The sequence below is a fragment of the Cohnella sp. genome (genome assembly GCF_041641335.1).
Classification (GTDB): domain Bacteria; phylum Bacillota; class Bacilli; order Paenibacillales; family Paenibacillaceae; genus Cohnella.
In genome coordinates, this window is record NZ_JBEPYQ010000064.1 from 12355 (window position 1) to 39027 (window position 26673).

A 26673-nucleotide genomic window follows, 5' to 3' on the forward strand; every position below is an offset into this window, starting at 1 on the left:
AACTCTCCATTCATCCTATGTCGCAGAGGCGAAAATGACACGGGACGCCGCCTATTTCCTGTTAAAAAGGCCACATTCCCAAGCTTTTGCCTTCGGCCTCTCATACAGTAGAGGATACGGCAGGGAAGCTCGGCCCGTTGCGCCGTCTTGCCCTGCACATTCGTTCGGGAGGGAAGCCGCATTGGAGGATGCAAGCCAAGCCGTGGACGGACTCCACGAATCCCCTGGCCCGCCGAAGGAATACGGCCGAAGACAGATCGTGCGCTTTCTTGATCGCCGCGATTACGAACGTTTCCTGCAGCAATGGCGAATAGGCGCCCCCCGTTCCGGAGAGCCGAATGGCGGCATTCGCCCTCTCCCGCTCATCCAGGCGGTCTCATGCCCCGCCGACGATGCTCTCCGCTTAACCTTAGCGCTCGCCGGCAAGGCGGCCTGCGAAGAAGACGCGCCGATCCGGACCCGCGCGCTTCCCAAAGGAGCGATCGTCACCGACAAAGGCATCCCCTGGGGGGTGCGTCGCATTCAAGCGCCGCAAGCCTGGGGAAGAACGACGGGATATCGGGTGAAAGTGGGCGTTATCGACACCGGGGTAGATTACGGACATCCGGATTTGCGGCATTCGCTCGAACGCGGCATCAACCTGCTGAACCGGATGGCGCTGCCCCAGGACGACAACGGCCACGGCACGCACATCGCCGGAACGATCGCCGCCGCCAACGAGCTTCAAGGCATGATCGGCGTCGCTCCGCGCTCGATGATCTATCCGGTCAAAGCCTTCGACCATAACGGCACCGCCTACGTCTCCGACATCGTCCTGGGCATCGAATGGTGCGTCCGCAACCATATGGACGTCGTCAATATGAGCTTCGGCATGCGCACGAAAAGCCGCTCCCTGCTCAGCGCCGTCAATCACGCCTACCATTCGGGCGTGCTGATCGTCGCCTCGTCCGGCAACGAAGGCCGGGTCGGGGACATCGATTATCCGGCAGGCTTCGGCCAGACGATCGCCGTCGGAGCGACGAACCGGACCGGACGCATCGCCAAGTTCACGAACCGCAGCTCGCTCATCGATATTTACGCTCCCGGCGATCGGATCATGTCTTCCTGGCTGAAAGGCAAGCATCGCGAGATGAGCGGAACGTCGATGGCCACGTCGCACGTGACGGGAGCGATCGCCCTGCTGCTGTCGCTGAGGCCGGGACTCTCCCCGGGACAGATCAAGTCGATCGTCAAGAACGCCGCCGTCCCCCTGAGAAGCGCGAAAGCCCCCCGGACGGCCGGGGAGCTTAACGTAACGCGCATCTTAAGCGCGGCGGATCAATTGTGAGCTTTACATTTTGTCCGGGGCGGACACGCCGACGAGCGCCAGCGCGTTCGCGATCGCGATTCGGATCGCGGCAAGCAGCTGCAAGCGGGCCTGACTCTGCTCCGCGTCCTCGGTAATGACGCGCTCCGCCTTATAGTAGCTGTGGAACTGGGAGGCCAGTTCGTAGACGTAGCGGATAATCGCGTGAGGCGCGTAGATGCGCGCCGCTTCCGCGATCGTCTCCGGCAATTCCCCCACCTTCCGCAGAAGGTCGAGCTCCTGCTCGGCCGTCAGACGAGTCAAGTCGACTTCCGTCCAATTCCGAACCGCCACTCCTTGCTCCTCCGCCTGGCGGAAAATGCTGCATATTCTCGCATGCGCGTACTGAACGTAGAACACCGGGTTCTCGTTGGATTTCGACACGGCCAAATCCATGTCGAAATCCAGATGGGAGTCCATGCTCCGCATCGTGAAGAAATAGCGGATGGCGTCGACTCCGACCTCGTCCATGAGATCCTCCATCGTGATCGCCTTGCCCGTCCGCTTGGACATTTTCACTTTCTCGCCGTTCTGGAACAGGCTGACCATCTGGGCGATCAACACGGTCAGCTTGTCCGGATCGTTGCCCATCGCCGCCATTGCCGCCTTCATCCGCGGAATGTAGCCGTGATGGTCGGCTCCCCAGATGTTGATCATCTGGTCGTAGCCCCGTTTGTACTTATCCATATGGTAAGCGGCGTCCGGGGTCAAGTACGTATAGCTGCCGTCGTTCTTCACGAGCACGCGATCCTTGTCGTCGCCGAACGTCGTAGACGCGAGCCAGACCGCTCCGTCCTGATCGTATACGTGTCCCTTGGCGCGCAGCGCGTCGAGCACTTCGATCACCTTGCCGGATTCGTAGAGCGAAGTCTCGCTGTACCACTCGTCGAACCGCACCCCGAAGCGCGCCAGATCGCGCTTGATCTTGGCCAGCTCCTTGTCCAGCCCGTAACGGCGGAAGAACGAGAAGCGCTCCTCGTCGGACAGGGACAGCAGCCGGTTCCCTTCTTCTTCAGCCAACTCTTTGGCGAAGCCGACGATATCCTCTCCGTAGTACCCGTCTTCCGGCATTTCCGCTTCCTGACCCAGCGCCTGACGGTAGCGCGCTTCCAGCGACTTGGCCAGATTGTTCACCTGGTTTCCGGCATCGTTGATATAATATTCGCGCGTCACCTCGTAGCCGGCCGCGGACAGCACGCTGCAGAGCGCGTCGCCGACTGCCGCTCCGCGCGCATGGCCCAGATGCAGGCTTCCCGTCGGGTTGGCGCTGACGAATTCGACCTGAACTTTCTTGCCTTGCCCCGCATCGATATAGCCGTACTTATCGCCCTGAGCGAGCGCTTCGCCGACAACGGGGTACAGGTAGCTCTTGTCCAGACGGAAGTTAATAAAGCCCGGACCGGCGATTTCGGCCGATTGAATGTAGGCCCGTCCCTTTTCCAGCTTGCCGATGATGGCCTCGGCGATCTGCCGCGGATTTCTCTTCGCGATCTTCGTCAGCTGCATCGCCAGGTTCGTGGCCAAGTCTCCGTGCGCCTTGTCCTTCGGAACCTCCAGCGCGATGACCGGCAGTTCGCCCTTGTCCGCGACCAAGCCGGCCGCCAGCGCCGCGTCCGCCAGCGCCTCTTTCACCGATAATTGCAATTGCTCTAATACGCTCATCTAGCTTATTCCTCCCGAATATCGAGCCGGATGCGGAAGCTTCCGACCTTCTGATCTTGCATGAGCAGGTCGTACGACCACTCCACGCGGCCGCCGGAATCCGACACTTCGCTGTCGAGCAGCGAAGTGAGCGCCTGCACTCCGTGAAGTCCGTACGGCGTCTCCATCTTGCCCGTCTCGAGTTGTCCCTGCCGAAATTTCTGCTCGAATAATATCGAACCCCGCCGTCTGAGCTGCAGCTCGTTCTCACGAATGAACAGCGTGTTGTTTGCTTGCACTCCGTTCTCGTCGGGCTCCTCGACATAGGTCAGCGCCCAGCCCGTATTCAGACGGAACAGCTCTCCCGGCATCTCCGATCGCCGTACGCTTCCGTCCTCCTGCCAGCTCCGGAAGCCGACTTTTACTTTCCGCTTGTCCGGCATCGCCGTTCTCACCCACGTCTCATACTCTTGTTACTACTATATACAGAACCCTCAGCCAATTCAAATCGAACGACCGGCGACGATGCGTCCCAGCGCCTCGGCCAGCTTGCCGGGAGGATACGGCTTGACGAGATATTCCGTAACGCCGAGTCGCCGGGCCCGCTCCTGTTCCTCGAAGGCGCTCGACACGACGATCGGCACGTCCCGGAGACGCTCGTCCCGCTTGATCCGTTCGGCAAGGAGCCAGCCGTCCGTCCCGCGCTCCAGCACAAGATCGAGCACGACGGCGGCGGGAACGAAAGATTGCAGCGCCTTCATCGCAGCCTCTTCGTTGGAGAACCGGCTGACTCCGTAGCCGGAAGCTTCCAGCTCGTCCGCCAGCAGATCGGCCAAGTCTGGATCGTCCTCGATCAGGTAGATCTCCGCCGTGCGCTCCCGTTCGGAACCCGCCGCCGCTTCTCTCCGCCAGCTCTCCGCCGGCTCGGCCGGCAACGGGAGCGTCAAGGTGAACGTGCTGCCCCGTCCGTAGACGGACGAAGCGGACACCTTGCCCTTATGCACGTCCATGATCTCCTTGACGATGGCGAGCCCGAGTCCGGTGCCCCCGATCTCCCGGCGATCCGAATTGTCTACGCGATAAAACTTGGAGAACAGCCCGGGCAGCGCTTCCGACGGGATGCCCAATCCTTCGTCGGTGACGTCGATCCGAAGATGCCCGTCCTCCATTCCGCAAGCGACCGTCACCGTGCCTCCGTCGGGGGAGTACTTGACGGCGTTGCCGATCAGGTTCATGAACACCTGCTTCAGCTTGTCCGCGTCCGCGTATACTTCCGTCTCGTCCGTATTTTTCACCCATTCGAACGTGTGATTGGCCGAGGCCACCTGCTGCATCTCGAGCACTTCCCTTATGAGCGGAACGACGCTCACCTTCGCGAAATCGTAAGATTGCCTGCCGGACTCCATCCGCTGCAAATCGAGAAAATCGTTGATCAGAGCCGTCAGACGGGACGCTTCTTTATGAATGGTGCGAATGTATTTCTTCTGCCTCTCCGGGGCCAGCTCTTTGTGCAGCAGCAGCTCCGCGAAGCCGAGCACGCTGGCCAGCGGCGTCCGCAGCTCATGGCTGACCGTGCTGACGAACTCCGATTTCACCCGATCCATCTCGTGCTCTCTGGTCACGTCGCGGTGGACGAACAGCGTGCCGATTCTTTCCTCTCCCCGGTACAGCGGCTCGTAATACATCTGAATGTGCCGCTTGACCGGCCCTTCCCATTCGTAGACGATGCTCTTCGCCTCCGTCTCCTGTCCGTCCACGATATCGGAGATGAACTTCCCGAACGGAACGGGATCCTTGACGTAAGGCTGAACGTAAGCGCCGTATTGTTCGATGGTCGGATTCCAGCTCCGGCCGGCTTCGTCGCCCATCATCTCGATCCATTTCGAGTTGACGAGCACCGTCGTCCCTTCCTTGTCGATCAGCTGTACGCCTTCGTGAAGCGAATCCAGCGTATTTTGCACCATTTGGCGCTGACGTTCGGCTTTCTCGTACAGCTCCAGCTTGTCGAGGGAAATCGAAATCTGTTTGGCGAAGGCGGATGCTTCGGCTTCTTCCCTGTCCGTCAGCGCCGCCCCGATTCGGGTGAGCACGATGCATGCGGTCACCTTATTGTCGGAGTTCAAGACGGGCAAGTAAAAATCGCAAGCCCGCAGCCCATCGGTTTCGCCGTGATACCCGAGTTCGGCCGACGTGGCCGGACGTTCGAGCGAATACGCCGACTTGCTTTCTTTCACGCGCGCCAGCAGCCCATCGTCCGCCGCTTCGACGAATCTGCGGATCGCCTCCTCGGACAATCCGTACGCGGCATGGTCCCGATCCGCGGTCAGCCGGATAACGATGCCTTTGTCGGCTTTCAGAATATGCACCATGTTGCGAATGATGCTCTTCAGCAGCTCCGACCGGTCCAGCGTGTTCGCCAGAGCCTGCACGAACTCGTTGCCCCGCCGCAGCCTCGCCTCGTTCTCTTCCATGAGCCCGAGCGCCTTCGTCAGCTCATCCTGCTGGGCTTGCAACTCTTCCTGCTGGGCCAGCAGCTCTTCATTCTGGGCCCGCAGCTCTCCGGCCTTGGCCTGAATCTCGGACATCATCGCCTCCATCGCCCTGGCGAGTCCTCCAATCTCGTCCTGCCTGTTCGTGTATCGAATATCCTGCTCGCGCCCCGCCGCGAATTGCTTCGCGTTGGCGGCCAGCCTGCTGATCGGCATCCCGAAGTCCCTGGCGACCATGAGGATGACAATGCCGGACAGGGCCACGATTCCGGAGACGTAGACGATGAACTGAATGTTCCGCTTCGTTACGGAATCGGCCAGAAGCGCGCTCGTCTCATCCAGCTTCTGCTGGTAGAACGCATGGAGCTCTCTCGTCTCCTGGACCAGGCGCTCCAGCGTCCGCCCCTCTTCGGAGGCGAACATCCGGCGCAACCCAGTCCTGTCGTTATCCTTCGCCAGCTGCGCCGCATCCGGAAACCAGCCTTTAAAGTACCGGTCCCGGAATCTCTCCGACTCCGCCGCGAACTCCTGCTCGCGCCCCTCCAATGAGAGTTTCGCGTATTGGGCGATCACGGCGCTCAATTGATCCCCGGCACCGACCACAAACTCGTATTCCCGATCGTCCGGCGCCGCCAAATAAGCGAACGAACGAATGGAAATGCCGTTCAGATGCATCATCGCCTCTTGGGTCAGCTGCTGCTTGAGCTTGTAACGGTCGTGCGCTTCCCGGTATTCGTTCTCGATCTGGCGATCGCTCCAGTAGATGAACGCCGCGCCGATAAACACGAGCAGAAGCAGCACGATCATCAATCCGGCGAACCGGGTCGTGATGCTTCTCTTATAGTAATGGCTCTTCAAGCTACGCATCGAGCATTTCCCCGATCTTCTGCACGAGAGCGAGCGGGCTGAACGGCTTGGACATGAAGTCGTTCGCTCCGGCGAGCAGCACCCTGTCCCGTTCCGCCTGCTGGCTCTTGGCCGTCAGCATCAGAATTTTCAGATGCTTCCCATCCGGGAGCTGCCGAGCCTTCTCGATAACCTCATACCCCGTGTACTTGGGCATCATGTTGTCCAGAACGACGAGATCGTAGGAGCCTTCCGCGATTCTCTCCAACGCCTCTTCGCCGTCGCAAGCCAGATCGACTTCGTACCCCTCATCCTCCAGCGTATCGGCCAGCAGCATGCGCAAGGCGGATTCATCTTCCGCCACCAACAACTTGAACAATGCGATCACCGTTCTTTCTTCTAGTTGAAATCCATTCTTTGCATCAAGCGCAAAATCCGCGTCCGCAGATCCTCCAGCCGGAAGGGCTTGGTCACGTAATCGTCCGCCCCGAGCTTCAGAGCGCGGACGATGTCGTCGTTATCCGAGCGTCCGGTCAGCATAATCGCCGAATAGCGGTTCGATTCCGATAGGGAGCGCAGATGGCTCAGCACCTCCAGCCCGTCCATTCCCGGCAGCATGCCGTCCAGGATGACGATATAGGAAGCCTTCTCCCGATACCAGCCGTCCTCCAGGAAGTCCTCGCCCGCCTTGTATGCGCGAATGTCCCCGCACCTGCCCGGACCGATCGCCTCCAGCAAATATTCGGTCAGCAGCGCCCGCACGATCGGGTCGTCGTCGACGATCGCTATTCGCGGCTTCCTCGCCAGCGGTTTGGACTCCGCGTCCCGGTTCACCGCTTCGATGCGGTTGCGCCCGAGCTCCTTCGCCAAATACAACGCCTGATCCGCCAGCTCCAGCCATTCCCGGCAACGGGCGGGATCCGGCTCTACGATCTCGATGACGCCGGCGGAGAAAGTGACACGCAGTTCCTCCCCCTTCTCCCCGAAGTCGATCCGGCCGAATGCGTCCCCCAGCCTCTTAAGCAGCGAACGGGCGTCTTCCTCGCGCGTTCTCGGCAGCAGCAGAATGAACTCCTCTCCGCCGTAGCGGATCAAGACGTCCGCCGCGCGCATGTGCGACTTCAGGAACGCCGCGAACTCCGCCAGCACCCGGTCGCCGAAGATATGGCCGTAACGGTCGTTGATCGACTTGAAATGATCCAGATCGACGATCGCCATCGTGAAATGCTCCTGGATTCTCTGCGCGTCCAGGCAGAGCGTCCGGTAAGCTTCCTCCAAATATTTCCGGTTGTAGACCCCCGTCAGCTCGTCGATGAACAGAAGCTCGTCCAGCTGCTTTTTGCGTTTTAACTGCCGCTGAATCCGTACGAGAAGCTCCTCCATGTCGAGCGGCTTGTCCAGAAAGTCGTCCGCCCCCATCCGGAAAGCCCGCAGCCTCGTCTCCCGGGCGGTGTCCATGCTGATGACGGTCGTGGGAATGTACCGCTTGCGAATCTGCTCCTTGATCGCGTCCATCACCTCGAACCCGTCCTGCTCGGGAATGAGCAGATCGAGAATGAAGCAGTCCGGCGCGCGGTCGTGAAAATAATGGATGGCCAGAGCGGGATTCACGGTCGCGATGACGTAATAGCCCTCTCTCTCCAGCTCCTCCTTCAGATAATGCAGCAGCGCCGCGTCGTCGTCGAGAATCAGGACGAGCGGCTGGTCGCCCGACTGGTCGTTCTCCGCGGTCACGAGCGAAGAATGAGCGGCTTCCTGATGCTGAATCTCGTAGCATACGGCGATCAGCTCGATCATGAACGTCCGCAGCTTCTCCGGCTCCCACGGCTCGTCTTCGGAACGATGCCGAATCCGCTCCAGCAATTCCCCCGATATGCCGTAAAGCTTGGTCAGGCCGATCGTGCCGGACGTGCCTTTCACGGAATGCAAAAACCGCTCCGCTTCCACGCCGGGAATAGCGGAGCCGGATTCGAACCATATTTCCAGTTGCTTGCGGATGTTGGCCAGCAACGCGTCTTGATATTTCTGCACGGGAACCCTCCTGAGCGAAACATATAGCTCTACTATTATATCGGATAACTCCAAAACAAAGGTAACAACTTGAACGGGATGAACGCGGATTGTCACTCGGGACCAAAATGGCTATAATGTACGAATAACGATAACGACGATGAACGAGAGAGTACTTCGTTTTTCCTGACTGCAGCGAGCCGGGGATGGTGGGAGCCGGCGCGGGATTCGAAGGAAGCGCACTCGGGAGTCGATTTCCTGAACCGCGGTCCTTGCAGGCGGCAGTAGGGAAGTCCGGCGACGAGCCGTTACCTTTTAACGAAGCGGCTTCCCTATGCGGGAATGCTAGAAGAGTGGTACCGCGGAATCGACCTCCGTCTCTTTACGAGACGGGGGTTTTTTTGCGTACTCGCGCAGCGAATATACGTACGACAAGGAGGAACCCGTCATGTTGTTGAACCAAGCATCCGTCATTCTGTCTCCTTATTTGGAGCTGCCTCCGGAGAAGGTGCACCCGAAGCTGGAGATTCCGCCCGAACAGAAGCTGGGCGACATCTCGCTCCCGTGCTTCGCGTTCGCCAAGGCGCTCAGGCAGCCGCCCGCCACGATCGCGCAGCGGCTTGCGGACGTCATTAACGCCGATCGCTCCGACTTGAGGGCCGAGGTCGCGGGCGGCTATCTCAACCTCTTTTTCCATGGCGAGCACTGGAGAAGCGAGTTCGTGCAGCGGGCACTGGACGAACGCTACGGACGCTCCGATGCCGGGAAAGGCAAGCGGATCGTCATCGACATGTCTTCCCCGAACATCGCCAAGCCGTTCGGCATCGGCCACCTGCGCTCGACAATGATCGGCAACGCCCTGGTCCGCATGTATCGCGCCATGGGCTACGACGTATACAACGTTAATCATATCGGGGATTGGGGCACGCAGTTCGGCAAGCTGATCGTCGCGTATTTGAAGTGGGGAGACCGGCAGGCGCTGGAACAGGCCCCGATTCGGGAAAGCCTGCGGCTGTACGTGGAATTCCACCGGCAGGCGGAGCAGCGGCCGGAGTTGGAGGACGAGGCGAGCGAAGCGTTCGCCAAGCTGGAGCGCGGGGATGCCGCCATGCGCGAGCTGTGGCAGTATTTCGTAGACGAGAGCCTCAAGGAATTCCAACGCGTGTACGAAAGATTGGGCGTGCAATTCGATTCGTATGCGGGCGAGAGCTTCTACAACGACAAGATCGATCCCGTCGTGCGCAAGCTCGAGGAGTTGGAGTTGCTGGAGGAGGACGCGGGCGCGAGAATCGTCAGGCTGGAGGAGGAAGGGCTGCCCCCTTGCCTTATCCTGAAAAAGGACGGCTCGACCATCTATGCGGTGCGCGATCTCGCGACCGCCCTCTACCGGAATGAGAAGCTGAAGGCGGACGAAATTCTCTACGTCGTCGGAGCCGAACAGAGCCTGCATTTTCAACAGGTATTCTCGGCGCTGCGCAAAATGGGGCACGAATGGGCGGCGAACTGCCGTCACGTCCCGTTCGGCCTGATTACGATCAACGGCAAAAAGATGTCGACGCGCAAAGGAAAGGTAGTCATGTTGGAGGAAGTGCTCGACGAGGCGGCAGAGCGGGCGCTGCGCATCATCGACGGGAAAAATCCCGATCTGGCGAACAAAGAAACGGTCGCCGAAGCCGTCGGAGTGGGAGCGATCGTGTTCGGGGATTTGAAGCACCATCGACAGCTGTCGGTCGATTTCAATCTGGAGGAGGCCGTCAGCTTCGAAGGCGAGACGGGACCTTATTTGCAGTACACCCACGCGCGGATACGCAGCCTGCTCAGGAAAGGGAAGTACGAGGAGCTGCGTTCCCGCTGCTCCGTCGACGGAGAACATCTGTCCTCGGAGTCGGCGTGGGCGTGCATCAAGACGCTGTCCGGTTACGAGGCCGCGATCCGGGAAGCCGTCCGCCAGAACGAGCCGTTCGTCGTCGCCAAGTATCTGCTCGCTCTGGCCAAGGACTTTAACCGTTTCTACAACTCGGGGAAGATCGTATACGACGGCGCGGACGAAGCCGGGACGTTCTCCAAGCTGAGCTTGGCCGCGGCCGCCGCAAACGTTCTGCGCGACGGGCTTAATCTGCTCGGAATCCAGGCTCCTTCCGAGATGTAGCGTTCGTTATTCGAACGAAATCTGCACTTTCATGTCCGAAGGGCGCCGGTCGCCCCGGAAAAAATCAAGGGCGCCCTCCAGGCTCAGCTCCCGGGTGACGAGATGCCCGACCGAAAGGCGGCCCGCTTCAAGCCAGGCCAGCGCCGGAGCGAACGTATGATTGAGCGCCATGGAACCGATCAGCGTCCATTCCATCTGATACAGTCCGAACGTCCGCAGCGCCACCGTCGCCTCCTCCGTCGTTACGCCGAACTGCACGTATCGCCCGCAGGGGCCCAGGTACTGGAAGCTGTTCTCGATGACTCGCGGAACGCCCGTCGTATCGATGACGATCTCGAAGCCGTCCTTGCCCCGTCGGTCCTCCAGTTCCTCGGCCATCCGGTCGGCGGAGACAGTGCGCGTCGCTCCCCATGCGGCTGCCATCTCCAGCTTCTCCGGGGCCAGATCGACGACGACCAGCTCGGAGACGCCCGATCTGGCCAACGCCTGAACCCATTGCTGTCCCATCGCCCCGGCTCCCAGCAGCAGCGCCCGGTCGCCCGTCTCGGGCTTCAGTCTCCGGAGCGCCTGCACGACGCAGGCCGCAGGCTCGATCAACGCCCCTTCGGCGAAATTCAGCCGATCGGGCAGCTTCATCGCGAGCTCGGCGGGCAGCGCGACGTATTCGGCCATCGCTCCAGGAAGCGTCACGCCGATCGCGTCCCAGCGCTCGCAGTGGTTCGCGCGTCCCGACAGGCAGAATCGGCATCGGCCGCACGACAAGTTCGGATCGGCGGCGACTCGGTCGCCTTCCCGGAATTGCTCCGCTCCTTCTCCGACCTCGACGACCACGCCGGAAAATTCGTGCCCGGGAATGATCGGATACGGCGACAAATATTCTCCGTTGTAAATATGAACGTCCGTCCCGCATATTCCCGCGCGAAGCACCCGAACGACGATCTCGCCCGGCCGCGCCCGGGGAACCGGAACCTCGCGGACGGCCGCGCTGCGCGGGCCGTCAATGACAAGCGCCTTCATTTTCATTTCTCCATCGCCCCGTTCCATGATCCGGTTCCCCCGTTCGGATAGACGAACACCTTGAGGGAGCCGCTTTTGTTCGTTCTTGCCCTTTCCAGCGCCGCGGCGCTTTCCTCGAGCGGAAAGACGTCGGTGAACAGCGCCTCGATCTTCCTGGCCGGATCGGCCAGGAGCGACAACCCGAGCGGATACGTATTGGCGTAACGGAATACGCCGCGCACGTCGATCTCGTTGTCTACGAGATAGGAGACGTCCAGCTCGGCCCGTCCTTCCGGCGGCAGCCCGACGACGGCCACCGCGCCGCCGCGCCTTGTCGCCAGCAGCGCGGACCGCAGCGCCCGGGGATTGCCGGCGGTCTCGATCGAGACGTCGGCTCCTTCCCCGCCCGTCGCGCTGCGGATCGCCTCCGCGGCGTCCTCATTCCCGGCATTCACCGCAAGCTCCGCCCCGAGCTTAAGCGCGGCGTCCAGGCGGAGCGGTTCGACGTCGGAGACGAACACCCGCGCCGCGCCGCAGGCTTTGGCGGCAACGACCGCCAGCAGCCCGACCGGGCCCATGCCCATGATGGCGACCGTGTCGCCCGTCTTCATGCCGGCTCTGCGGACGGCGTGCAGTCCGACCGAGAACGGCTCGTTCATCGCCGCCCGCTCGAAGCTGACCCCCTCCGGAATCGGAAAGACGAAGTCCTCCCGGATTGCGACATACTGCGCGAATGCTCCGCCAACCGGTGGCGTTGCCAGAAAGCGGACGTCCGGACACAGATTGTATCGGCCGGACTTGCAGGCCGAACAACGGCCGCAGGTCATACCCGGCTCGACGGCGACCCGGTCTCCCGGCGCGAAGCGCGTCACGGCCGCTCCGACGGCGGCGACGACGCCCGCGCACTCGTGGCCGAGAACGAGCGGGCGATCGACGATATAGCGCCCGATTTTCCCGTGCTCGTAGTAGTGTACGTCCGAGCCGCAGACGCCTACGGCCATCACCTTGATCAGCACCTCGTCCGCCTGAGGCCGCGGTGTCGGGCGGCGCTCCAGCCGCACCTCGAAGGGCCGGAGCAGCACCGCGGCGACCATCTCGTCCGGCACCGCGGCAGGCCGCGCTTCGTTCGCCGAAGCCATCTTACGCCACTCCTTCCGGAAGCACGACGTCCTGCGCCAGCAGCGTCCGCTGAAGCTCCTTCACGTTCACGCCGCGAGGCTCGGTACCCTTCGCTGCGGCCAGCGCCGCCGCGGCTCCCGCCGCCTGACCGAGAGCGAACGCGCAAGGCATGACGCGGATCGCTCCGAGCGCCTCGTGCGTAGCGGATACGCAGCGTCCGGCAACCAGCAGTCCTTCCGTCTTCCGGGGCACGAGAATCCGATACGGCAGCTGGTAGACGTTCGCGGTATGATACTCCTTGCTGAATTCGGTCGTTACCTCGTTAGGACTGTGAATGTCGATCGGGTACCCGTACAAGGCGACGACGTCGTCGAAGGAGCGGCCGCTGATCAGATCGTCCGCGGTCAGCATGTACTCCCCGACGATCCTCCTCGTTTCGCGAACCCCGATCTGCGTCGCCGTATCGACCAGCACCGCGTTCCGGAAGCCGGGGAAATATTTGCGGAAGAACGCCAGCAGCTCGAATACCTGTCTGCGCCCTTCCAGCTCGGCCTGCGCCAGATCCTCCGCGCTCGTGCCGCTGAGTCCCTGAACCCGGCTCGTATTGACCCGCCAGACGCCGGCCTGGGTCGTGCGGTAGATGCCCAGATGGTTTTTGTTGACCTTCCATTCTCCCGTCGCCCGCTTCTCCTCGATCAGGCTGCCGAACAGCAGGTCCCTCTCCTCCGGATGCTCCTCCACGTATTTCAAAATTTCCGCGTCGTCGACGCCCGCGACGCGGAAGAACATCGTCATCGGCTGGGTCAATCCGTCCGATTTCCGCCCCGTCTCCAGCTCCGCGCCGGCGCGGCTGGCCACGTCGGCATCGGCGCTGCAGTCGACCGTCACCTTCGCGCGAACCGCCTGCAGACCGGATTTATTCACGAGAACGGCTCCGTTCACCCGGCCGTCCTCGACGATCGCGTCCACGAAAAACGTATGCATGAACGTTCGCACGCCCTCTTCCTCCATCATCTCGGCCGCGGCCAGCTTCACCGCCTCCGGATCGAACGGCGTCACATGGTCGTGCCCTTTGCTGAAAAAGCCGGAATAAGGACTTCCCGTTCGCACCTTCTCCGGGTGAACGGCCCCGCCGAACGATTCCATCCGGCGCACCAGCTCGTCGAACACGCCCTTGACCAATTGCGTCTTTCCATCGTCGCTGTAAGAAGTCATGAACGGGCCGACCAGTCCCGCGGTCGCGTTGCCCCCCAGGAAGCCGTAACGTTCGACCAGCGCCGTCCGCGCCCCGGCCCTGGCGGAGGCAAGGGCCGCCGCGATGCCGGCCGGCCCTCCTCCGATGACGAGTACGTCGGTGTCCAGAACGACCGGAATTCCGGTCTCGTAAGCGATGCTGCTATTCGTCATAGAAGTGATCTCCCTTTCCCCAACCCGTATATTAAGAGCCGAGCAGCAGCTTGTCCGCCCGCTCCTTCATCGATTTCACCGCATCCTCGGTCGGCTTCTCCCCGATCAGAACGCGCTCGCCCTCTTCCTCGACGATCTTCTGAATTTCCGCGAGATGGTCGAACTTCGTGTCCCGGACATACTCGACGTCGGCGAAGACGACCCGCTTGAACGATTCCACGTCGAACAGCTGCTCCGGATTGTCGCCGAGAATGAGCGAAGCGACCTTGTCCTTGTCCGCTTTCTTCCAGGCGGGCACGCGGCCTCCGGCGATGAGCGGCTCGTTGCCCTCCGTGACGTACCACTGCATGAACTTCCAGGCGGCTTCCTTGTTCTCCGAGCGGGCGTTGATCGTCGTAAAATCCAGATACCCGGTTCCGCCGCCGAGATACTTGCTGTTCTCCGTCAGCTTCGGAGGAGGCGCGAACGCCGTAATGAAATCGTGCGGATAATCCGTCGTGTTCTTGATGTTCCGCAGGCTCGCCGTACCGATCCAGTGCATCGCGACTTTGTTCGTCAGATAGAGCTGGATGCCTTCCATCTTCGTCGCCTTGGCTTCCGCGATCGGCGGCTGCGCCTTCAGCGTTTTCTCCAGATTGTACATGATGTCGAAATACCGCTTAAACGCCGGATCGTCGAAGTTGCTCGAGCCGTCCTCCTTATAGAAGGCGTCCGGTCCCAGCTCGGTTTTCACCGCTTTGTCCAGATACTCGAAAATTTTCGGCTGCAGCAGATCGGTATAGGAGCCCCAGCGCTTGTCCGCTCCTTCGCCCTTCGTCAGCGCCGCCGCGTAATCCATATATTCGTCCCAGGTCCATTCTTCGGGAATCGGCAGCCCCGCCTCGTCCAGGAAGCTCTTGTTCAGCGTAACGAAGTCGTTCAGAATGATGGCCGGAATGTAATACGTCTTATCCCCGAACTTCGTGATCGAGTTCTCCCCGAAATTATCCGCGACGTCGAATCCGCTCTGCTCGATATAGCCGTCCAGCGGCTCGACCATGCCCGCATCGATCCGCTTGGCCAGCTTGTCCATCCGGTAGTTGATGAACAGGTCGACCTGGTCGCCGGCAAGCAGCGCGGTTTCCAGCTTCGTGTTGCCGCTCTCGTCGTTGACGAAGCGGACGTATTCGACCTGGATGTCCGGATTGGCCTTGTTCCAATTGTCGACCGCCTGCTTCGGTCCGGACTCTTCCGGCACGGCTCCCCAGAACTTCAGCTTGACGACGCTGCCTTTGCCGCCCGACTCGGCCCCGGAGGAACCCGAAGGAGCGGAAGCGCCGTTCCCACCTCCGGAACAGCCCGTAAGCGCCAGCGTCAGGATCAAGCCTAACGAGAATAACCAGATCGTAATCTTTTTCATGCGACATCTCCCTTTTCGTATAAGTTGTATCACCTTTGCCGGTCAACCTTTCACTCCGCTGGACACCACCCCCTCGATAAACCACTTCTGGCAAGCCAGAAAGAGGACGATGACCGGCAAAATCGAGCTGACCGCCGCCGCCATCATCAGCGTGTAATCGGTTCCCGATTCGTCGATGAAGTTGGTGAGACCGAGAGGAATCGTGTACAGCTCCTTCGAAGCCAGGAAAACGAGCGGATTGACGAACTCGTTCCAGTTCCAGGTGAAGCTCAGAATGACAAGGGACACGAGCGCCGGCTTCGACAGCGGCAGGATGATGCGCAGCCACGTCTGCAAATGCCCCGCCCCCTCGATCTTGGCCGCCTCGGAGAAATCCTCCGGAATGCCGACGTAGAATTGCCTGAGCAGGAACACGCCGAACGCGGTGAACATGCCGGGCAGGATCAAGGCGAAGTGCGTGTCGTAAATGCCCAGATAGTTGAAAATGATAAAGCGCGGCACGAGCGTCACCTGGTCCGGAATCATCAGCGTCGCCAGGAAGACGAAGAACACCGCGTCCCGGCCCTTGAAGCGGATTCGCGAAAATCCGTAAGCCGCGGCCGAACAGACCAGCACGGTTCCGACGACCGTAATCGCCGTCACCTTCACCGAATTATAATAGAACAAATCGAAAGGCTGCGAGCCGTTCCATACGCGTTGGTAGTTGTTCCAATTGAAGCGCTTCGGTATCCATTCGATCGGATAATTGAACACGTCGATCGGTATTTTGAACGAGGTGGACAGCATCCAGACGAAGGGAAGCACCATCAGAACGCCGAACGCCGCCAGCACGACGGTCAGCCCCAGCTTCGGCAGAGACAGCCGCTTGCCCGCCAGCTTCAGCTCCATGCGGTTTCCTCCTTTCTCTCGCTGCGGGTCAGTAATGCACCCATTTTTTCTGCCCCTGCCACTGCAGGAACGTGATCAGGAAAATAATCAGGAACAAAATCCAGGCCATGGCCGACGAATAGCCCATTTTGTAGAAATCGAAGCCCGTGCGGTACGAATAATACGTCAGCACCGTCGTGGACGAGCCCGGACCGCCCTTCGTCATAACGAACACCGCGATGAACACTTGGAACGAATGAATGATGCTGGTGATCATGACGAAGAAGGTCGTCGGCGACAGCATCGGCAGCGTAATGCGGAAAAAGCTGCGGGCAGGCCCGGCTCCGTCAATCTTCGCGGCTTCGTACAGGTCCCGGGGAATTCCCTGCAAGCCCGCCAAATAAATAATCATGTTATAACCGACGTTGGCCCATACGGTCATGATCATGATCGCGGGCAACGCCCAGGCGCTGCTCGCGAGCCAGCCCGGGGGATCGGCCACGCCCATGCCCCGGAGGAACGAATTGATCGGTCCCATCGAAGGATTGTACAGCGTCCCCCAGACGATCGAGACGGCGACAATGTTGGACACGTAGGGCATGAAGATCATCAGCCGGATCGGCGATTTCAGATAGACGCCCTTGTTCAGGCCAATCGCCGCCAGCAGCGACAGGGCGATCGTCGCCGGCACGGTGACCGCGGCGAACAGCAGATTGTTCCGCAGACTGTCCACGAACCACTTGTCCGACCACATCTCCGTGAAGTTGCGCAAGCCGATGAACCTCAATCCTTTTAATCCGTCGAGAAAGTTCCAGTCGGTGAAGCTGATGATCAACGACAAGACGATCGGCACGATCGTCAATATTCCGAAGCCCGCAATGGCGGGCAGGATGAACATCCACCCGGCCAACGTATCGGATTGCTTCTGGGTGCGAATAGCGATCTCTCCTTTCCTGCAACCGAAGTCTACTGCCCATGTTAGCGTTTTCCTGCCGCCGCCCGAAACCCGCATTTTCTCTGAAAACGGATACAATTCTATTTTCATAGACCTCATAGGAATTCGGTTCCGAGCGTTCGGCCACGATCTTCAGAAAAAAAGCGACGATTCTCCGAATTCGCGGACAATTCGTTTACACGGCGGGCGAAGCCTGCCTATACTGATGAGATGAAAGCGCTGTATCAGGGGAACGTGACCCTCCATCCAGCTACGCTTCGCAGCCGAGGGATTCGAAAACGCCGAGCGAGGGCACACTTGCTGCAAACGGAAGGTTGCATTCCCGAGATGAAGGAGGCCGGCAGCCATGTCTTTGCCTTTCACCAGCCTGCGAACGAAGTGGATTGCCGCTTTCGTCGCGTTCGTGCTCGTCCCCCTTCTCGGGGCCAGCCTATATACGTATAAGGAAATCGAGAACGTCCTGCGCCACCAGGTCGAGTCTTCGGCCGAGGAACGGCTGCACCAGATCAATCTGAATATCGAACGCAAGCTGCAGACGATGATGCACGCCACCGCCTCGCTCGTCATCGACGAGAACGTGAAGCGGGCGCTGCTGCGTCCTCCGGCTACCGAGCGCGACATGCTGGACAACACCCATGTCATGGACAAGAAGTTTCTGGAGATGTCGACGGCGACCGCCAGCGACAGCTTCTACTTCTCCGTCTTCGACAACTTCGGCTCGTTGTACACCAATTGGGGGCGCACGCCGCAGGCGATGAACGCCATGAAGGAAAGCGAATGGTTCCGGCGGACGCTGGAGGAGAACGGATACATGGTATGGACGCTGAATCACGCCAGCTACGCTTCTCCGGACAGGCAGACGCTGCTGAGCGTCTCCATGGTTTTCCGCGACGAGAGCAACAGGGGGATCGGGCAGTTGGTCATCAGCGAGCCGACGCAATCCTATCTCGACATTCTGCAGACCGGTCATCCCGCCACTCCCGGCTTCGGACTGCTTGTCGGACCGGGCGACCAGGCGCTCACCCCGCTTCCGGAGGAGGCTCTTCCGCTGTACGAGGCGCTGCGGCCGGTCATCGAAAGCTCCGGGGACGGCACCGTCAGCACGCAAGCGTACGGGGACAAATACGTGCTGAGCACCTATTCGCTGCCGATGACGGGTTGGAAAATCGTGCAGATCGTGCCGCACGGCGCCGTCTTTCGTGAAATCGACCGCATCCGCAACGTGTCCATCGCGATTTTCTCGGTCAGCATGGTCGTATTTCTCGGCGTCATCGTCTTTTTCTCGAACATGCTCACCCGTCCGCTGCGCAAGCTGAGAAACGTTATGAAGCAGGTGGAAAAAGGGCGGCTCGACGTTGCCGTGGAGGTGAGGACGAGGGACGAAGCCGGACTGCTCGGTCAGGCCTTCAACAAGATGCTCGAGCGGCTTCGGGGCCATATCGACCGCGAGATCGTGCTGGAGCGGCGTCACGAGCAGGCCAAGCTGGAAGCGCTTCAGGCGCAGATCAATCCGCATTTTCTGCACAACACGCTCAATACGATCCGCTGGATGTCCATTATGGCGGGAACGAAGCCGATTACCGAGATGCTGATGTCTCTCGGCCATCTGCTCGACATGAGCATCCACCGGGGACAGGACCGCATCGGCCTGCGGGAAGAGATGGACAACGTCCGGTATTTCATGACGATCCAGCGCTATCGCTTCGGAGATCACGTATCCGTCTCGGAGCAACTGGAGGAAGGAACGCTGGACGCGCTCGTTCCGAAGCTGTCGCTTCAACCGATTGTGGAAAACGTGTACCGCCACGCTTCCTTCCAGGAGGGACGGGGAGAGATGCTGATCCGTTCCCGAATCGTTTCTCCGGGCGAGCTCCTGCTGGAAATCGTGGACAACGGCCTGGAGGTCAACAAGGAGCGGCTTCGCGACATCGCCGAGCGGATCGGCGCCGACGAGCGGTCCGCCGGCTTCACCAGCGTCGGTCTGCGGAACGTGCACAAGAGAGTTCGCATGATGTACGGGGACGGCTACGGAGTCGCCATCCGCAGGGTGGAAGAGGAAGGCAGAACGTACGTATCGATCCGGCTGCCGCTGCAGCGGCATTCGGAGTCGGAAACGGAAGGGAGGGAAGACGATGAGGATCGTCGTCGTGGAAGATGAGGTGCTGGTGCGCAAAGGAATTTTGTCGGGCATTCCCTGGGCGGAGCACGGCATCGAGGTCGTCGGCGACGCCGCCGACGGACGCACCGGCCTGGAGCTGATCCGCAGGCTGAAGCCCGACATGGTCGTCACGGACATTCAGATGCCGATCATGGACGGCTTGGAGATGATTCGCCAGGTGCGCAAGGAGCTGCCGGATACGGCGATCCTGATTCTGAGCGTGCGCGAAGATTTCGGCGCCGTCCGGGAGGCGATCCGGCTCGGCGTGATCGATTACGTGCACAAGCTGACGATGAGCCCGGAGGAGCTTCTGGAATCGGTGCTTCAGGCCAGAAACGCCAAAGTGGGAGCTTCGAGCGAACTGGCGCTGCGGTCTGAGGGCAATTCGGGGACGGCTTCCGCTCCCGGTCTGCCGGAATGGCTGTCGGGGGAGCGGATGAGCGGGGAAGGAAGCGAATTCGTACCGGAGAATCGGCCGTACGCCGTAGGGATCGTTCGCCTGCCCCCGGGCTCCGACGCCGGAGCGGCGAGACGGCTGCTCGCCGCGGCGGAGGAGCCCGGTTTGCGGGAGGCCGTCTTGAACGCTGCCGTGCCGGACGCCGTATTCGTCGCCCGCGCCGATGCCGCGGACGCAGAGGTGGACGCCGAAGCGCTGGCCGAGCGCTGGCGGACGGATTTCGAAGTCGCGCTGCGGAAGCTGGGTCCCGAAGGAGCGCGGATGTCCGTGGGCCTCGGCGCGGTGCGGCGCGGGACGGCGGAGCGGAGCGAGGCTTATCGGGAGGCGCGGGAGGCGCTCGCCGTACGCTTCTATGCCGGAGCCGGCTGCGCGCATCTGTATTCGCCGGAGGACGAGCGCAGCGAGGCGCCCGATGAAGCCGGAAGCTTCGCTCCGACCGCGGCGTTGAAAGCTTACCTGACCGCGCTCGAACAATCGGACGGAGAACTGGCGGCCCGCAGATTCGAGGAATTGTTTCCCCGGCTTCCCCCGAGACGGATGGCCCCGCACGCGGTTCGCGACCGGATGCTGCAATGGCAATCCGCAGTCGCCCTCCTGCTGGGAGAGTGGGGCTACCCTCTGCAGGGCTTCTGGGAGCAGGCTTCCCCCTTCGAACAGCTCAACCAGTTGGATACCTACGAGGAGTTGCGGGAATGGTGCTGGCGGCTGCACACGGTTGCCCGGGAGCTGCTGGAGGATTGTTCGCATAACGGACGGCGGAGCGAAGTCGAGCAGGCGATCCGCTACATGAAGGAGAACTACCGTCATCCGATCCGGTTGCAGGAGGTCGCGGCCCACGTCAATCTGAGCGACAACTACTTCAGCTTCCTGTTTTCCAAGAGCACCGGCCAGCCCTTCGTCCATTATTTGCACAACCTTCGCGTCGACAAGGCGAAGGAGCTGCTCCGCGAAGGCATGCTGCCCTGGTACGAGATCGGCGAACGGGTAGGCTTCGACAATCCCAAATATTTCGCGAAAATTTTCAAGCGGATTGCCGGGACGACGCCCGCGCAGTTTCAGAAAACCAAATGAGGCCGCGCGCGGGCTGCTTTTCCCGGCGCGGCCTCCGTTTGCCGGGCGGTCCTTCTCTATCTCCTCTTCGCCTCGCGCAGGCGGAATTGCCCGACGAGCTGCTGCATGAAGCCCGTAATCGCTTCGACATTGCCCGAAGTGTGGCGCACGCTCACGATGTCTGCCTGCAGCTCCTGAATCTGCCCTTCCACCTCTCGCGAAATGGCGCGGTTCTCGATGCTGACCCCTGCCACCTTCTCCATCAGGACGACGACTTCGTCGACGACCTGCGTTTTGCGCGAATCTTCCGCCTGCGCGTTCCCGAGCGTCTCCGAAGCCGCGGCGACCAGCTCCGTCCCTTCCTGTACGACCTTCGTCCCTTCGCGGACCGACGAATAGGCATCCTGCGAGTGCAGCGAAATTTTCTCCACGAATCCGTGCACTTCCTCGGTCGACTGCCTCGTCAGATCCGCCAGCTTGCGAATTTCGCCGGCGACTACGGCGAAGCCGCGGCCGTGTTCGCCGACCCTGGCGGCCTCGATGGACGCGTTAAGCGCGAGCAGGTTCGTCTGGGCGGAGATTTCCTGAATGACGTTCAGAACCCCGCGAATTTCGTTGGCCGTGTCGGCGAACAACCGGATCGTCTCGTTCGTCTCCGCGACGCGCACGGAAATTTCCGACATTTTATCCCCGATCCGGCCGACTTCCCCTTGAGCGACCGCGATCTGCCCGGACGCCTTCTCCTCCAGCTCTCTCAGCGTCTTGCGCATCTCGTCGGTTACGTTCTTCGCCTCGTCGATGTCTTTGAGCTGACGCCTCAGGCTGCGGATCATGTCGTGAACCTTCCCGCTGACCCGCTCGGTCGAGGACGCCGTGAAGCTATTATCTTCCATTTCACCTCACATGGAATAAAGGGTGCCATTTTGGGGTTCTGGGCAAAAAAAATCGACTTTCGCACGGTTTGATGTGAGATTCCTCGTCACGAATACCAAAAAAAGTACAACTGACCAATTCGCATACATAAACCGACCAACGAAACGCCTGATGGAGAGGCATTTGCAAGGAGAACGGAGGGCGATGTTCTAAAGAATCGGTTATCGCCTCCCGAATAGCGCTCAAACGGAGGGCGATGTTCTAAAGAATCGGTTATCGCCTCCCGAATAGCGTTCAAACGGAGGGCGATGTTCTAAAGAATCGGTTATCGTCTCCCGAATAGCGTTCAAACGGAGGGCGATGTTCTAAAGAATCGGTTATCGTCTCCCGAATAGCGCTCAAACGGAGGGCGATGTTCTAAAGAATCGATTATCGTCTCCCGAATGGCGCTCAAACGAAGATTGTTGCAGAAAGAATCGCACATTGGCACACGGGGGGAGGCCATGACGAATAGCCTTTTTACTCCAAAAAGAGCCTTGCGGAGTTGATGTGAGTCTCAGTTGGTCAGCCGGCACCGAAAAAGCCCCCGGACACGCGCCGAAGCGGCGAACCGGAGGCTTAACTCGATCAGCTTCTTATTTCACGAAGCCGAGCAGCATTTCGCGAATCATTTTGGAGGCGACGATCGGCGTCATCTCCGTCGGATCGTAGATCGGAGCGACTTCGACAAGGTCGAAGCCGACGACGTTGACGCCGGAGCGCGCGATCGCGTGGATCGCTTCCAGCAGCTCCTTGGACGTAATGCCGCCCGCTTCCGTCGTTCCCGTGCCGGGAGCGGCGGACGGATCGAGCACGTCGATGTCGATCGTGACGTAGACCGGGCGTCCGGCCAGAGAAGGAAGCTCCTTCTTCAGCGGCTCGGCCACCTCGAACGGATGGAAGTGGATGCCGGACTCCTGCGCGTACGTCCAATCTTCCTTGGAGCCGGAACGGATGCCGAACTGATAGATGTTGGACGGCCCCATCAGCTCCGCCGCTTTGCGAAGCGGCGTGGAGTGGGACAGCGGCTCGCCCTCGTAGTCCTCGCGCAGGTCGGTATGCGCGTCGAAGTGCAGGATGGCTAGATCGGGGTATTTCTTGTACACCTCTTGAATGACCGGCCAGCTGACGAGATGCTCGCCTCCGAGTCCGACAGGGATTTTGCCGTCGGCCAGAACGCCCCGCACGTATTCCCCGATAATATCGAGACTCTTCGCCGCGTTGCCGAACGGAAGCAGCAGATCGCCCGCGTCGAAGTACGCCAGATCGTAGAGACTGCGATCCAGATAAGGGCTGTATTCCTCCAGTCCGACGGAAGCTTCGCGGATGCGGCCGGGGCCGAAACGGGAGCCGGGACGGAAGGAAACGGTATAATCCATCGGCATCCCATAGATGACTGCTTGGGATGCCGCGTAATCGTCGGAGCTGCAGATGAACACATTGCCGGAATAAGCTTGATTTAAGCGCATAGAGTGAACGATTCTCCTTTTACTTCGTCAGATCCTCGACGAACTTCGGAAGCGCGAACGCCGCCTTGTGCAGCCGAGGGGAGTAGTATTTGGTATCGAGCTCGGGAAGCTTGCTCTCGTCGACCGCCAGCGGGTCGTATTTCTTGCTGCCCAGCGTGAACGTCCACAAGCCGCTTGGATAGGTCGGAATGTTCGCCGCGTACACGCGCACGATGTCGAACACTTCCTTGACGTCGCGGTTGACGCTCCGGATCAGATCGGCCTTGAACCACGGGTTGTCGGTCTGCGCCACGAAAATGCCGTCATCCTTCAGCGCGTCGTGAATGCCTTGGTAGAAACCTTTCGTGAACAGGTTTACGGCAGGGCCGACCGGCTCCGTGGAATCGACCATGATGACGTCGTACGTATTTTTGTGGTCGTGGATGTGCATGAACCCGTCGTTGACGATCACTTCGACGCGAGGATCGTCCAGCTTGCCCGCAATGGAAGGCAAGTATTGCTTGGAATACTCGATGACTTTGCCGTCGATGTCGACGAGCACCGCCTTTTTCACTTCGGGATGCTTCAGCACTTCGCGGATGACGCCGCCGTCTCCGCCGCCGACCACAAGAACGTTCTCCGGGTTCGGATGCGTGAACAACGCCGGGTGCGCCACCATCTCATGGTAGACGAACTCGTCCCGCTCCGTCGTCATGACCATGCCGTCGAGCACGAGCATATTGCCGTATTCCTCCGTCTCGATCATGGCGAGCTCTTGGAAATCCGTCTGTTCGTGGACCATCGTTCGTTTGATCTTCATCGTGATGCCGAAGTTCTCGGTTTGCTTCTCCGTATACCACAGTTCCATGGAGGACATGCGCCACCCCTACTTTCTCGGTGCTGAAAACCGGACTTTGTGAACCCGAACTTATTGTATCAAACTAGATGTATTATATAAAATCGGCGCCAAAAAGCAACAACTTGAAGCGGAAATTTACGCGCGGTTTACGATTGCCCGTCCGGCCGGAAGCCCGGCTCCGGGAATAGCCTCCCCCTTCCTTCTCCATACTACATAGGTAACGATTTCCTATGCGTCGCGAAGGAGGCCTCATCATGGATCGTAAGACCGGCAAGGGCGCGAAGACCTCGCCCGACGTTTCCAAATGGAGCAAGCTGCGTCGGCGGATCGGCTGGATGACGCTGCTGAGCCTGATCGCTCTGGCCTCGGCGGGATTTCTGCTGCTCAGATATGCGCCGCTGCCGGCGGGAGCGACGATGCAGTCGACCCGCATCGTCGACGCGAACGGGCAGACGATCGCCAGCTTGAAGGGCGGCGTCAACCGGCCGACGGCGAAGCTCGCCGATATCTCCCCATGGCTCGTCAAAGCCACGCTGGCCGTCGAGGACCGCCGCTTCTACGAGCATGCCGGAGTCGATTGGCGCGGTCTGGCGCGGGCGGCCTGGGTCGACCTGCGCCATATGTCCAAGGAGCAAGGCGCGAGCACGCTCACCCAGCAGCTCGCCCGCAACCTGTATCTGTCGCACGAGAGGACGTGGACCCGCAAGCTGAAGGAGGCCTGGTACGCGGCCCGGCTGGAGCAGGCGTTCTCCAAAGAGGAAATCCTCGAGCTGTACTTGAACCAGATCTACTACGGCCATGGCGCTTACGGCGCGGAAGCGGCTTCCAAGCTCTACTTCAACAAGCCCGCCAAGGAGCTGAACATCGCCGAGAGCGCCTTGCTCGCCGGCATCCCCAAGGGGCCGCGCTACTATTCTCCGCATCTGAATCCGAGAAGCTCCCGCTCGCGTCAGCGCAAGGTGCTCCAATCGATGCTGGAAACGGGCCAGATCACGAAGCTGCAGGCAGAACGCGCCGCCCTGGAGAACGTCGCCGTGCGCGCCTTGCCCGAAGAGGAGGAACGCGCCGCCCCTTATTTCGCGGAATACGTCAAGAAGGTGGCCGTCGAGCGGCTCGGCATCGACGAGAGGCTGATGAACGAAGGAGGGCTGACGATCCGGACGACGCTCGATCTGCGCGTGCAGCAGATGGCCGAGGCCGCCGTCAAGAAGGGGCTGAAGGGGGCCAGCAGGGAGCTGCAGACGGCGCTGATCGCCCTCGATCCCCGCAACGGTTACATTAAAGCGATGGTCGGCGGACGCAACTTCCGCACCAACCAGTATAACCGGGTGTTCGCGAGCACGAGGCAGCCGGGCTCCTCGTTCAAGCCGATCGTGTACGCGGCGGCGCTGGAGAGCCGGGCGATTACGGCAGCGACGCGCTTCCGCAGCGAGCCTACGCTGTTCTACTTCGATCATGATCGGCAGATTTATCGTCCGAACAACTACAACGGACGTTATTTCCACGGCGACATCGGGCTGCGCCAGGCGATCGCGGCCTCCGACAACATCTACGCCGTTCATACGATCATGCAGACCGGTCCGGAGAACGTCATCGCGATGGCGCGCAAGCTGGGCATCACCGCCCCGCTCAAAGCCGTTCCTTCGCTCGCCCTCGGCACGTTCCCCGTCAGTCCGTTCGAGATGGCGTACGCCTTCTCCGCCTTCGCCAACGGGGGAGCCCGAGCTGAACCGGTCGCGATAACGCTCGTCCAGGACCGCCGCGGCAAGATTCTGTACGAAAGCCATCCGCGGCAAGAGCAGGCGGTCGAACCCGCCCTCGCCTATGTAACGACGAATCTGCTGAAGAGCGTGTTCGAGAGGGGCGGCACCGCGCGGAGGGTGTCGAAAATGCTGAACCGTCCCGTCGCGGGCAAGTCGGGCACGACCGATTCCGACGCCTGGTTCGTCGGCTATACGCCGGAGCTGGCGACCGCCGTATGGGTGGGATACGATCGGGGACGGCCGATTACATCGGGCGAAGCGCATCGCGCCGCCCCGATCTTCGCCCAGTTTACCGAGGCGGCGCTGGCAGGCTCGCCACCGAAAGGTTTTCCGGTGCCGGAAGGCGTCGTTCATGCCTACATCGATCCGACGACCGGCCTGCTCGCCTCCCCGGCCTGTCCGGGAGAAGGCGCAATCGAGGTGTTCCTGCAAGGCACCGAGCCCGCCCGCTCATGCGGTCCGCTCGGACCGGTCGTCGATTCGGACGCGCGTCGTCCCGAGCAGCCCAGCCGGCCTTGGTGGAAGAAGCTGCGCAAATGGTGGCATTCCTGAGCCGGCGGGATAGCCCCGTACCGGTACAGCCTAACTGACTCGACGGGATAACCGAACAGGTACACGCCGCCTGGGACCAAGAATGTACCGAATCCGGTGCGATACCCGAACCGACGGCGCTCCTAAGCCGCCCTAGGGCGTGTATGCAACCTCCGAGGATAGCAGATGTTGCCGAATTTTCGTTCCATGCAAGGAACTTTTGTGAAGGCGTACCGGGGGTACGTCAAGCAAAAGTGACGCAGCAGGGGGCG

At 60.7% G+C, this 26673-nt stretch carries 19 protein-coding genes and 1 other annotated feature; of the genes, 5 read left to right on the forward strand and 14 right to left on the reverse strand.

All coding sequences use genetic code 11. The features are described 5' to 3' along the window. Positions 1-181 precede the first annotated feature (181 nt). Positions 182-1327, forward strand: a complete 1146-nt coding sequence (locus tag ACESLM_RS19770) for a S8 family peptidase (RefSeq protein WP_372633289.1) — start codon at positions 182-184, stop codon at positions 1325-1327. A 3-nt stretch (positions 1328-1330) separates the two neighbouring features. Here the strand turns inward: ACESLM_RS19770 and argS (ACESLM_RS19775) are convergent, their stop codons facing one another. The 5 genes from argS (ACESLM_RS19775) to ACESLM_RS19795 are packed head-to-tail and all read right to left on the reverse strand — an operon-like array spanning position 1331 to position 8352. Continuing rightward, a complete protein-coding gene (argS, locus tag ACESLM_RS19775; RefSeq protein WP_372633291.1) occupies positions 1331-3007 on the reverse strand; it encodes an arginine--tRNA ligase in 1677 nt (558 codons plus the stop codon). Positions 3008-3012: 5 nt separating this feature from the next. Further along, on the reverse strand, positions 3013-3441 hold the full coding sequence (locus tag ACESLM_RS19780; RefSeq protein WP_372633293.1) for a YwiB family protein: 429 nt from the start codon (positions 3439-3441) through the stop codon (positions 3013-3015). A gap of 48 nt (positions 3442-3489) precedes the next feature. After that, positions 3490-6342 carry an ATP-binding protein gene (locus ACESLM_RS19785; RefSeq protein WP_372633295.1) on the reverse strand — a complete coding sequence of 951 codons (2853 nt, stop codon included), beginning with the start codon at positions 6340-6342 and terminating at the stop codon, positions 3490-3492. Further along, entirely contained in the window at positions 6335-6700 is a 366-nt protein-coding gene (locus ACESLM_RS19790) for a response regulator (protein ID WP_094045117.1), read from the reverse strand. Before ACESLM_RS19790 ends, ACESLM_RS19785 begins: the two co-directional genes overlap by 8 nt. Before the next feature lie 20 nt (positions 6701-6720). Beyond that, entirely contained in the window at positions 6721-8352 is a 1632-nt protein-coding gene (locus tag ACESLM_RS19795; protein WP_372633297.1) for a diguanylate cyclase, read from the reverse strand. Between the two features lie 130 nt (positions 8353-8482). After that, positions 8483-8716, forward strand: a binding site (T-box leader). A gap of 63 nt (positions 8717-8779) precedes the next feature. Here ACESLM_RS19795 and argS (ACESLM_RS19800) point away from each other — a divergent pair. Further along, the gene (gene argS / locus ACESLM_RS19800) at positions 8780-10480 is read left to right on the forward strand and encodes an arginine--tRNA ligase (protein ID WP_372633299.1); all 1701 of its coding nucleotides are present in this window, start codon (positions 8780-8782) and stop codon (positions 10478-10480) included. Positions 10481-10486: 6 nt separating this feature from the next. On the opposite strand, the gene ACESLM_RS19805 is transcribed toward argS (ACESLM_RS19800), so the two are convergent. Genes ACESLM_RS19805 through ACESLM_RS19830 form a run of 6 tightly spaced genes read right to left on the reverse strand, consistent with a single transcriptional unit; the run spans position 10487 to position 17178 of the window. Then, positions 10487-11524 carry a zinc-dependent alcohol dehydrogenase family protein gene (locus tag ACESLM_RS19805; protein WP_372633301.1) on the reverse strand — a complete coding sequence of 346 codons (1038 nt, stop codon included), beginning with the start codon at positions 11522-11524 and terminating at the stop codon, positions 10487-10489. Next, complete coding sequence (locus tag ACESLM_RS19810) at positions 11500-12615, reverse strand: NAD(P)-dependent alcohol dehydrogenase (protein ID WP_372633302.1); 1116 nt, start codon at positions 12613-12615, stop codon at positions 11500-11502. The genes ACESLM_RS19805 and ACESLM_RS19810 overlap by 25 nt, the downstream gene beginning before the upstream one ends. Position 12616: 1 nt before the next feature. Beyond that, positions 12617-14002, reverse strand: a complete 1386-nt coding sequence (locus ACESLM_RS19815) for an FAD-dependent oxidoreductase (protein ID WP_372633304.1) — start codon at positions 14000-14002, stop codon at positions 12617-12619. Positions 14003-14033: 31 nt separating this feature from the next. Continuing rightward, positions 14034-15401, reverse strand: a complete 1368-nt coding sequence (locus tag ACESLM_RS19820) for an ABC transporter substrate-binding protein (protein ID WP_372633306.1) — start codon at positions 15399-15401, stop codon at positions 14034-14036. 42 nt (positions 15402-15443) lie between these two features. Next, positions 15444-16289, reverse strand: a complete 846-nt coding sequence (locus ACESLM_RS19825) for a carbohydrate ABC transporter permease (RefSeq protein ID WP_372633308.1) — start codon at positions 16287-16289, stop codon at positions 15444-15446. 28 nt (positions 16290-16317) lie between these two features. Further along, on the reverse strand, positions 16318-17178 hold the full coding sequence (locus ACESLM_RS19830; RefSeq protein ID WP_372633310.1) for a carbohydrate ABC transporter permease: 861 nt from the start codon (positions 17176-17178) through the stop codon (positions 16318-16320). Positions 17179-17569: 391 nt separating this feature from the next. Here ACESLM_RS19830 and ACESLM_RS19835 point away from each other — a divergent pair, with 391 nt between their 5' ends. Then, positions 17570-19381: a cache domain-containing sensor histidine kinase gene (locus tag ACESLM_RS19835; protein WP_372633311.1), complete on the forward strand. Its 1812-nt coding sequence runs from the start codon at positions 17570-17572 to the stop codon at positions 19379-19381. Further along, positions 19356-20909: a response regulator transcription factor gene (locus ACESLM_RS19840; protein ID WP_372633313.1), complete on the forward strand. Its 1554-nt coding sequence runs from the start codon at positions 19356-19358 to the stop codon at positions 20907-20909. Before ACESLM_RS19835 ends, ACESLM_RS19840 begins: the two co-directional genes overlap by 26 nt. Before the next feature lie 56 nt (positions 20910-20965). Here the strand turns inward: ACESLM_RS19840 and ACESLM_RS19845 are convergent, their stop codons facing one another. The 3 genes from ACESLM_RS19845 to speE form a co-directional block, all read right to left on the reverse strand. Then, a complete protein-coding gene (locus tag ACESLM_RS19845; RefSeq protein WP_372633315.1) occupies positions 20966-21781 on the reverse strand; it encodes a methyl-accepting chemotaxis protein in 816 nt (271 codons plus the stop codon). 615 nt (positions 21782-22396) lie between these two features. After that, complete coding sequence (gene speB, locus ACESLM_RS19850) at positions 22397-23269, reverse strand: agmatinase (protein ID WP_094045023.1); 873 nt, start codon at positions 23267-23269, stop codon at positions 22397-22399. Between the two features lie 19 nt (positions 23270-23288). After that, complete coding sequence (gene speE / locus ACESLM_RS19855; protein ID WP_372633317.1) at positions 23289-24116, reverse strand: polyamine aminopropyltransferase; 828 nt, start codon at positions 24114-24116, stop codon at positions 23289-23291. Between the two features lie 245 nt (positions 24117-24361). Here speE and ACESLM_RS19860 point away from each other — a divergent pair, with 245 nt between their 5' ends. Then, positions 24362-26422 (forward strand): transglycosylase domain-containing protein, encoded by a 2061-nt coding sequence (locus ACESLM_RS19860; protein WP_372633319.1) that lies wholly within the window; start codon positions 24362-24364, stop codon positions 26420-26422. Positions 26423-26673 lie beyond the last annotated feature (251 nt).

Coding starts and splice junctions, on each gene's coding strand:
- argS (WP_372633291.1), bottom strand. CDS start 3,007: ATGAGCGTATTAGAGCAATTGCAATTATCGGTGAAAGAGGCGCTGGCG.
- ACESLM_RS19785 (WP_372633295.1), bottom strand. CDS start 6,342: ATGCGTAGCTTGAAGAGCCATTACTATAAGAGAAGCATCACGACCCGG.
- argS (WP_372633299.1), top strand. CDS start 8,780: ATGTTGTTGAACCAAGCATCCGTCATTCTGTCTCCTTATTTGGAGCTG.
- ACESLM_RS19805 (WP_372633301.1), bottom strand. CDS start 11,524: ATGGAACGGGGCGATGGAGAAATGAAAATGAAGGCGCTTGTCATTGAC.
- ACESLM_RS19810 (WP_372633302.1), bottom strand. CDS start 12,615: ATGGCTTCGGCGAACGAAGCGCGGCCTGCCGCGGTGCCGGACGAGATG.
- ACESLM_RS19815 (WP_372633304.1), bottom strand. CDS start 14,002: ATGACGAATAGCAGCATCGCTTACGAGACCGGAATTCCGGTCGTTCTG.
- ACESLM_RS19820 (WP_372633306.1), bottom strand. CDS start 15,401: ATGAAAAAGATTACGATCTGGTTATTCTCGTTAGGCTTGATCCTGACG.
- ACESLM_RS19825 (WP_372633308.1), bottom strand. CDS start 16,289: ATGGAGCTGAAGCTGGCGGGCAAGCGGCTGTCTCTGCCGAAGCTGGGG.
- ACESLM_RS19835 (WP_372633311.1), top strand. CDS start 17,570: ATGTCTTTGCCTTTCACCAGCCTGCGAACGAAGTGGATTGCCGCTTTC.
- ACESLM_RS19840 (WP_372633313.1), top strand. CDS start 19,356: ATGAGGATCGTCGTCGTGGAAGATGAGGTGCTGGTGCGCAAAGGAATT.
- ACESLM_RS19845 (WP_372633315.1), bottom strand. CDS start 21,781: ATGGAAGATAATAGCTTCACGGCGTCCTCGACCGAGCGGGTCAGCGGG.
- speB (WP_094045023.1), bottom strand. CDS start 23,269: ATGCGCTTAAATCAAGCTTATTCCGGCAATGTGTTCATCTGCAGCTCC.
- speE (WP_372633317.1), bottom strand. CDS start 24,116: ATGGAACTGTGGTATACGGAGAAGCAAACCGAGAACTTCGGCATCACG.
- ACESLM_RS19860 (WP_372633319.1), top strand. CDS start 24,362: ATGGATCGTAAGACCGGCAAGGGCGCGAAGACCTCGCCCGACGTTTCC.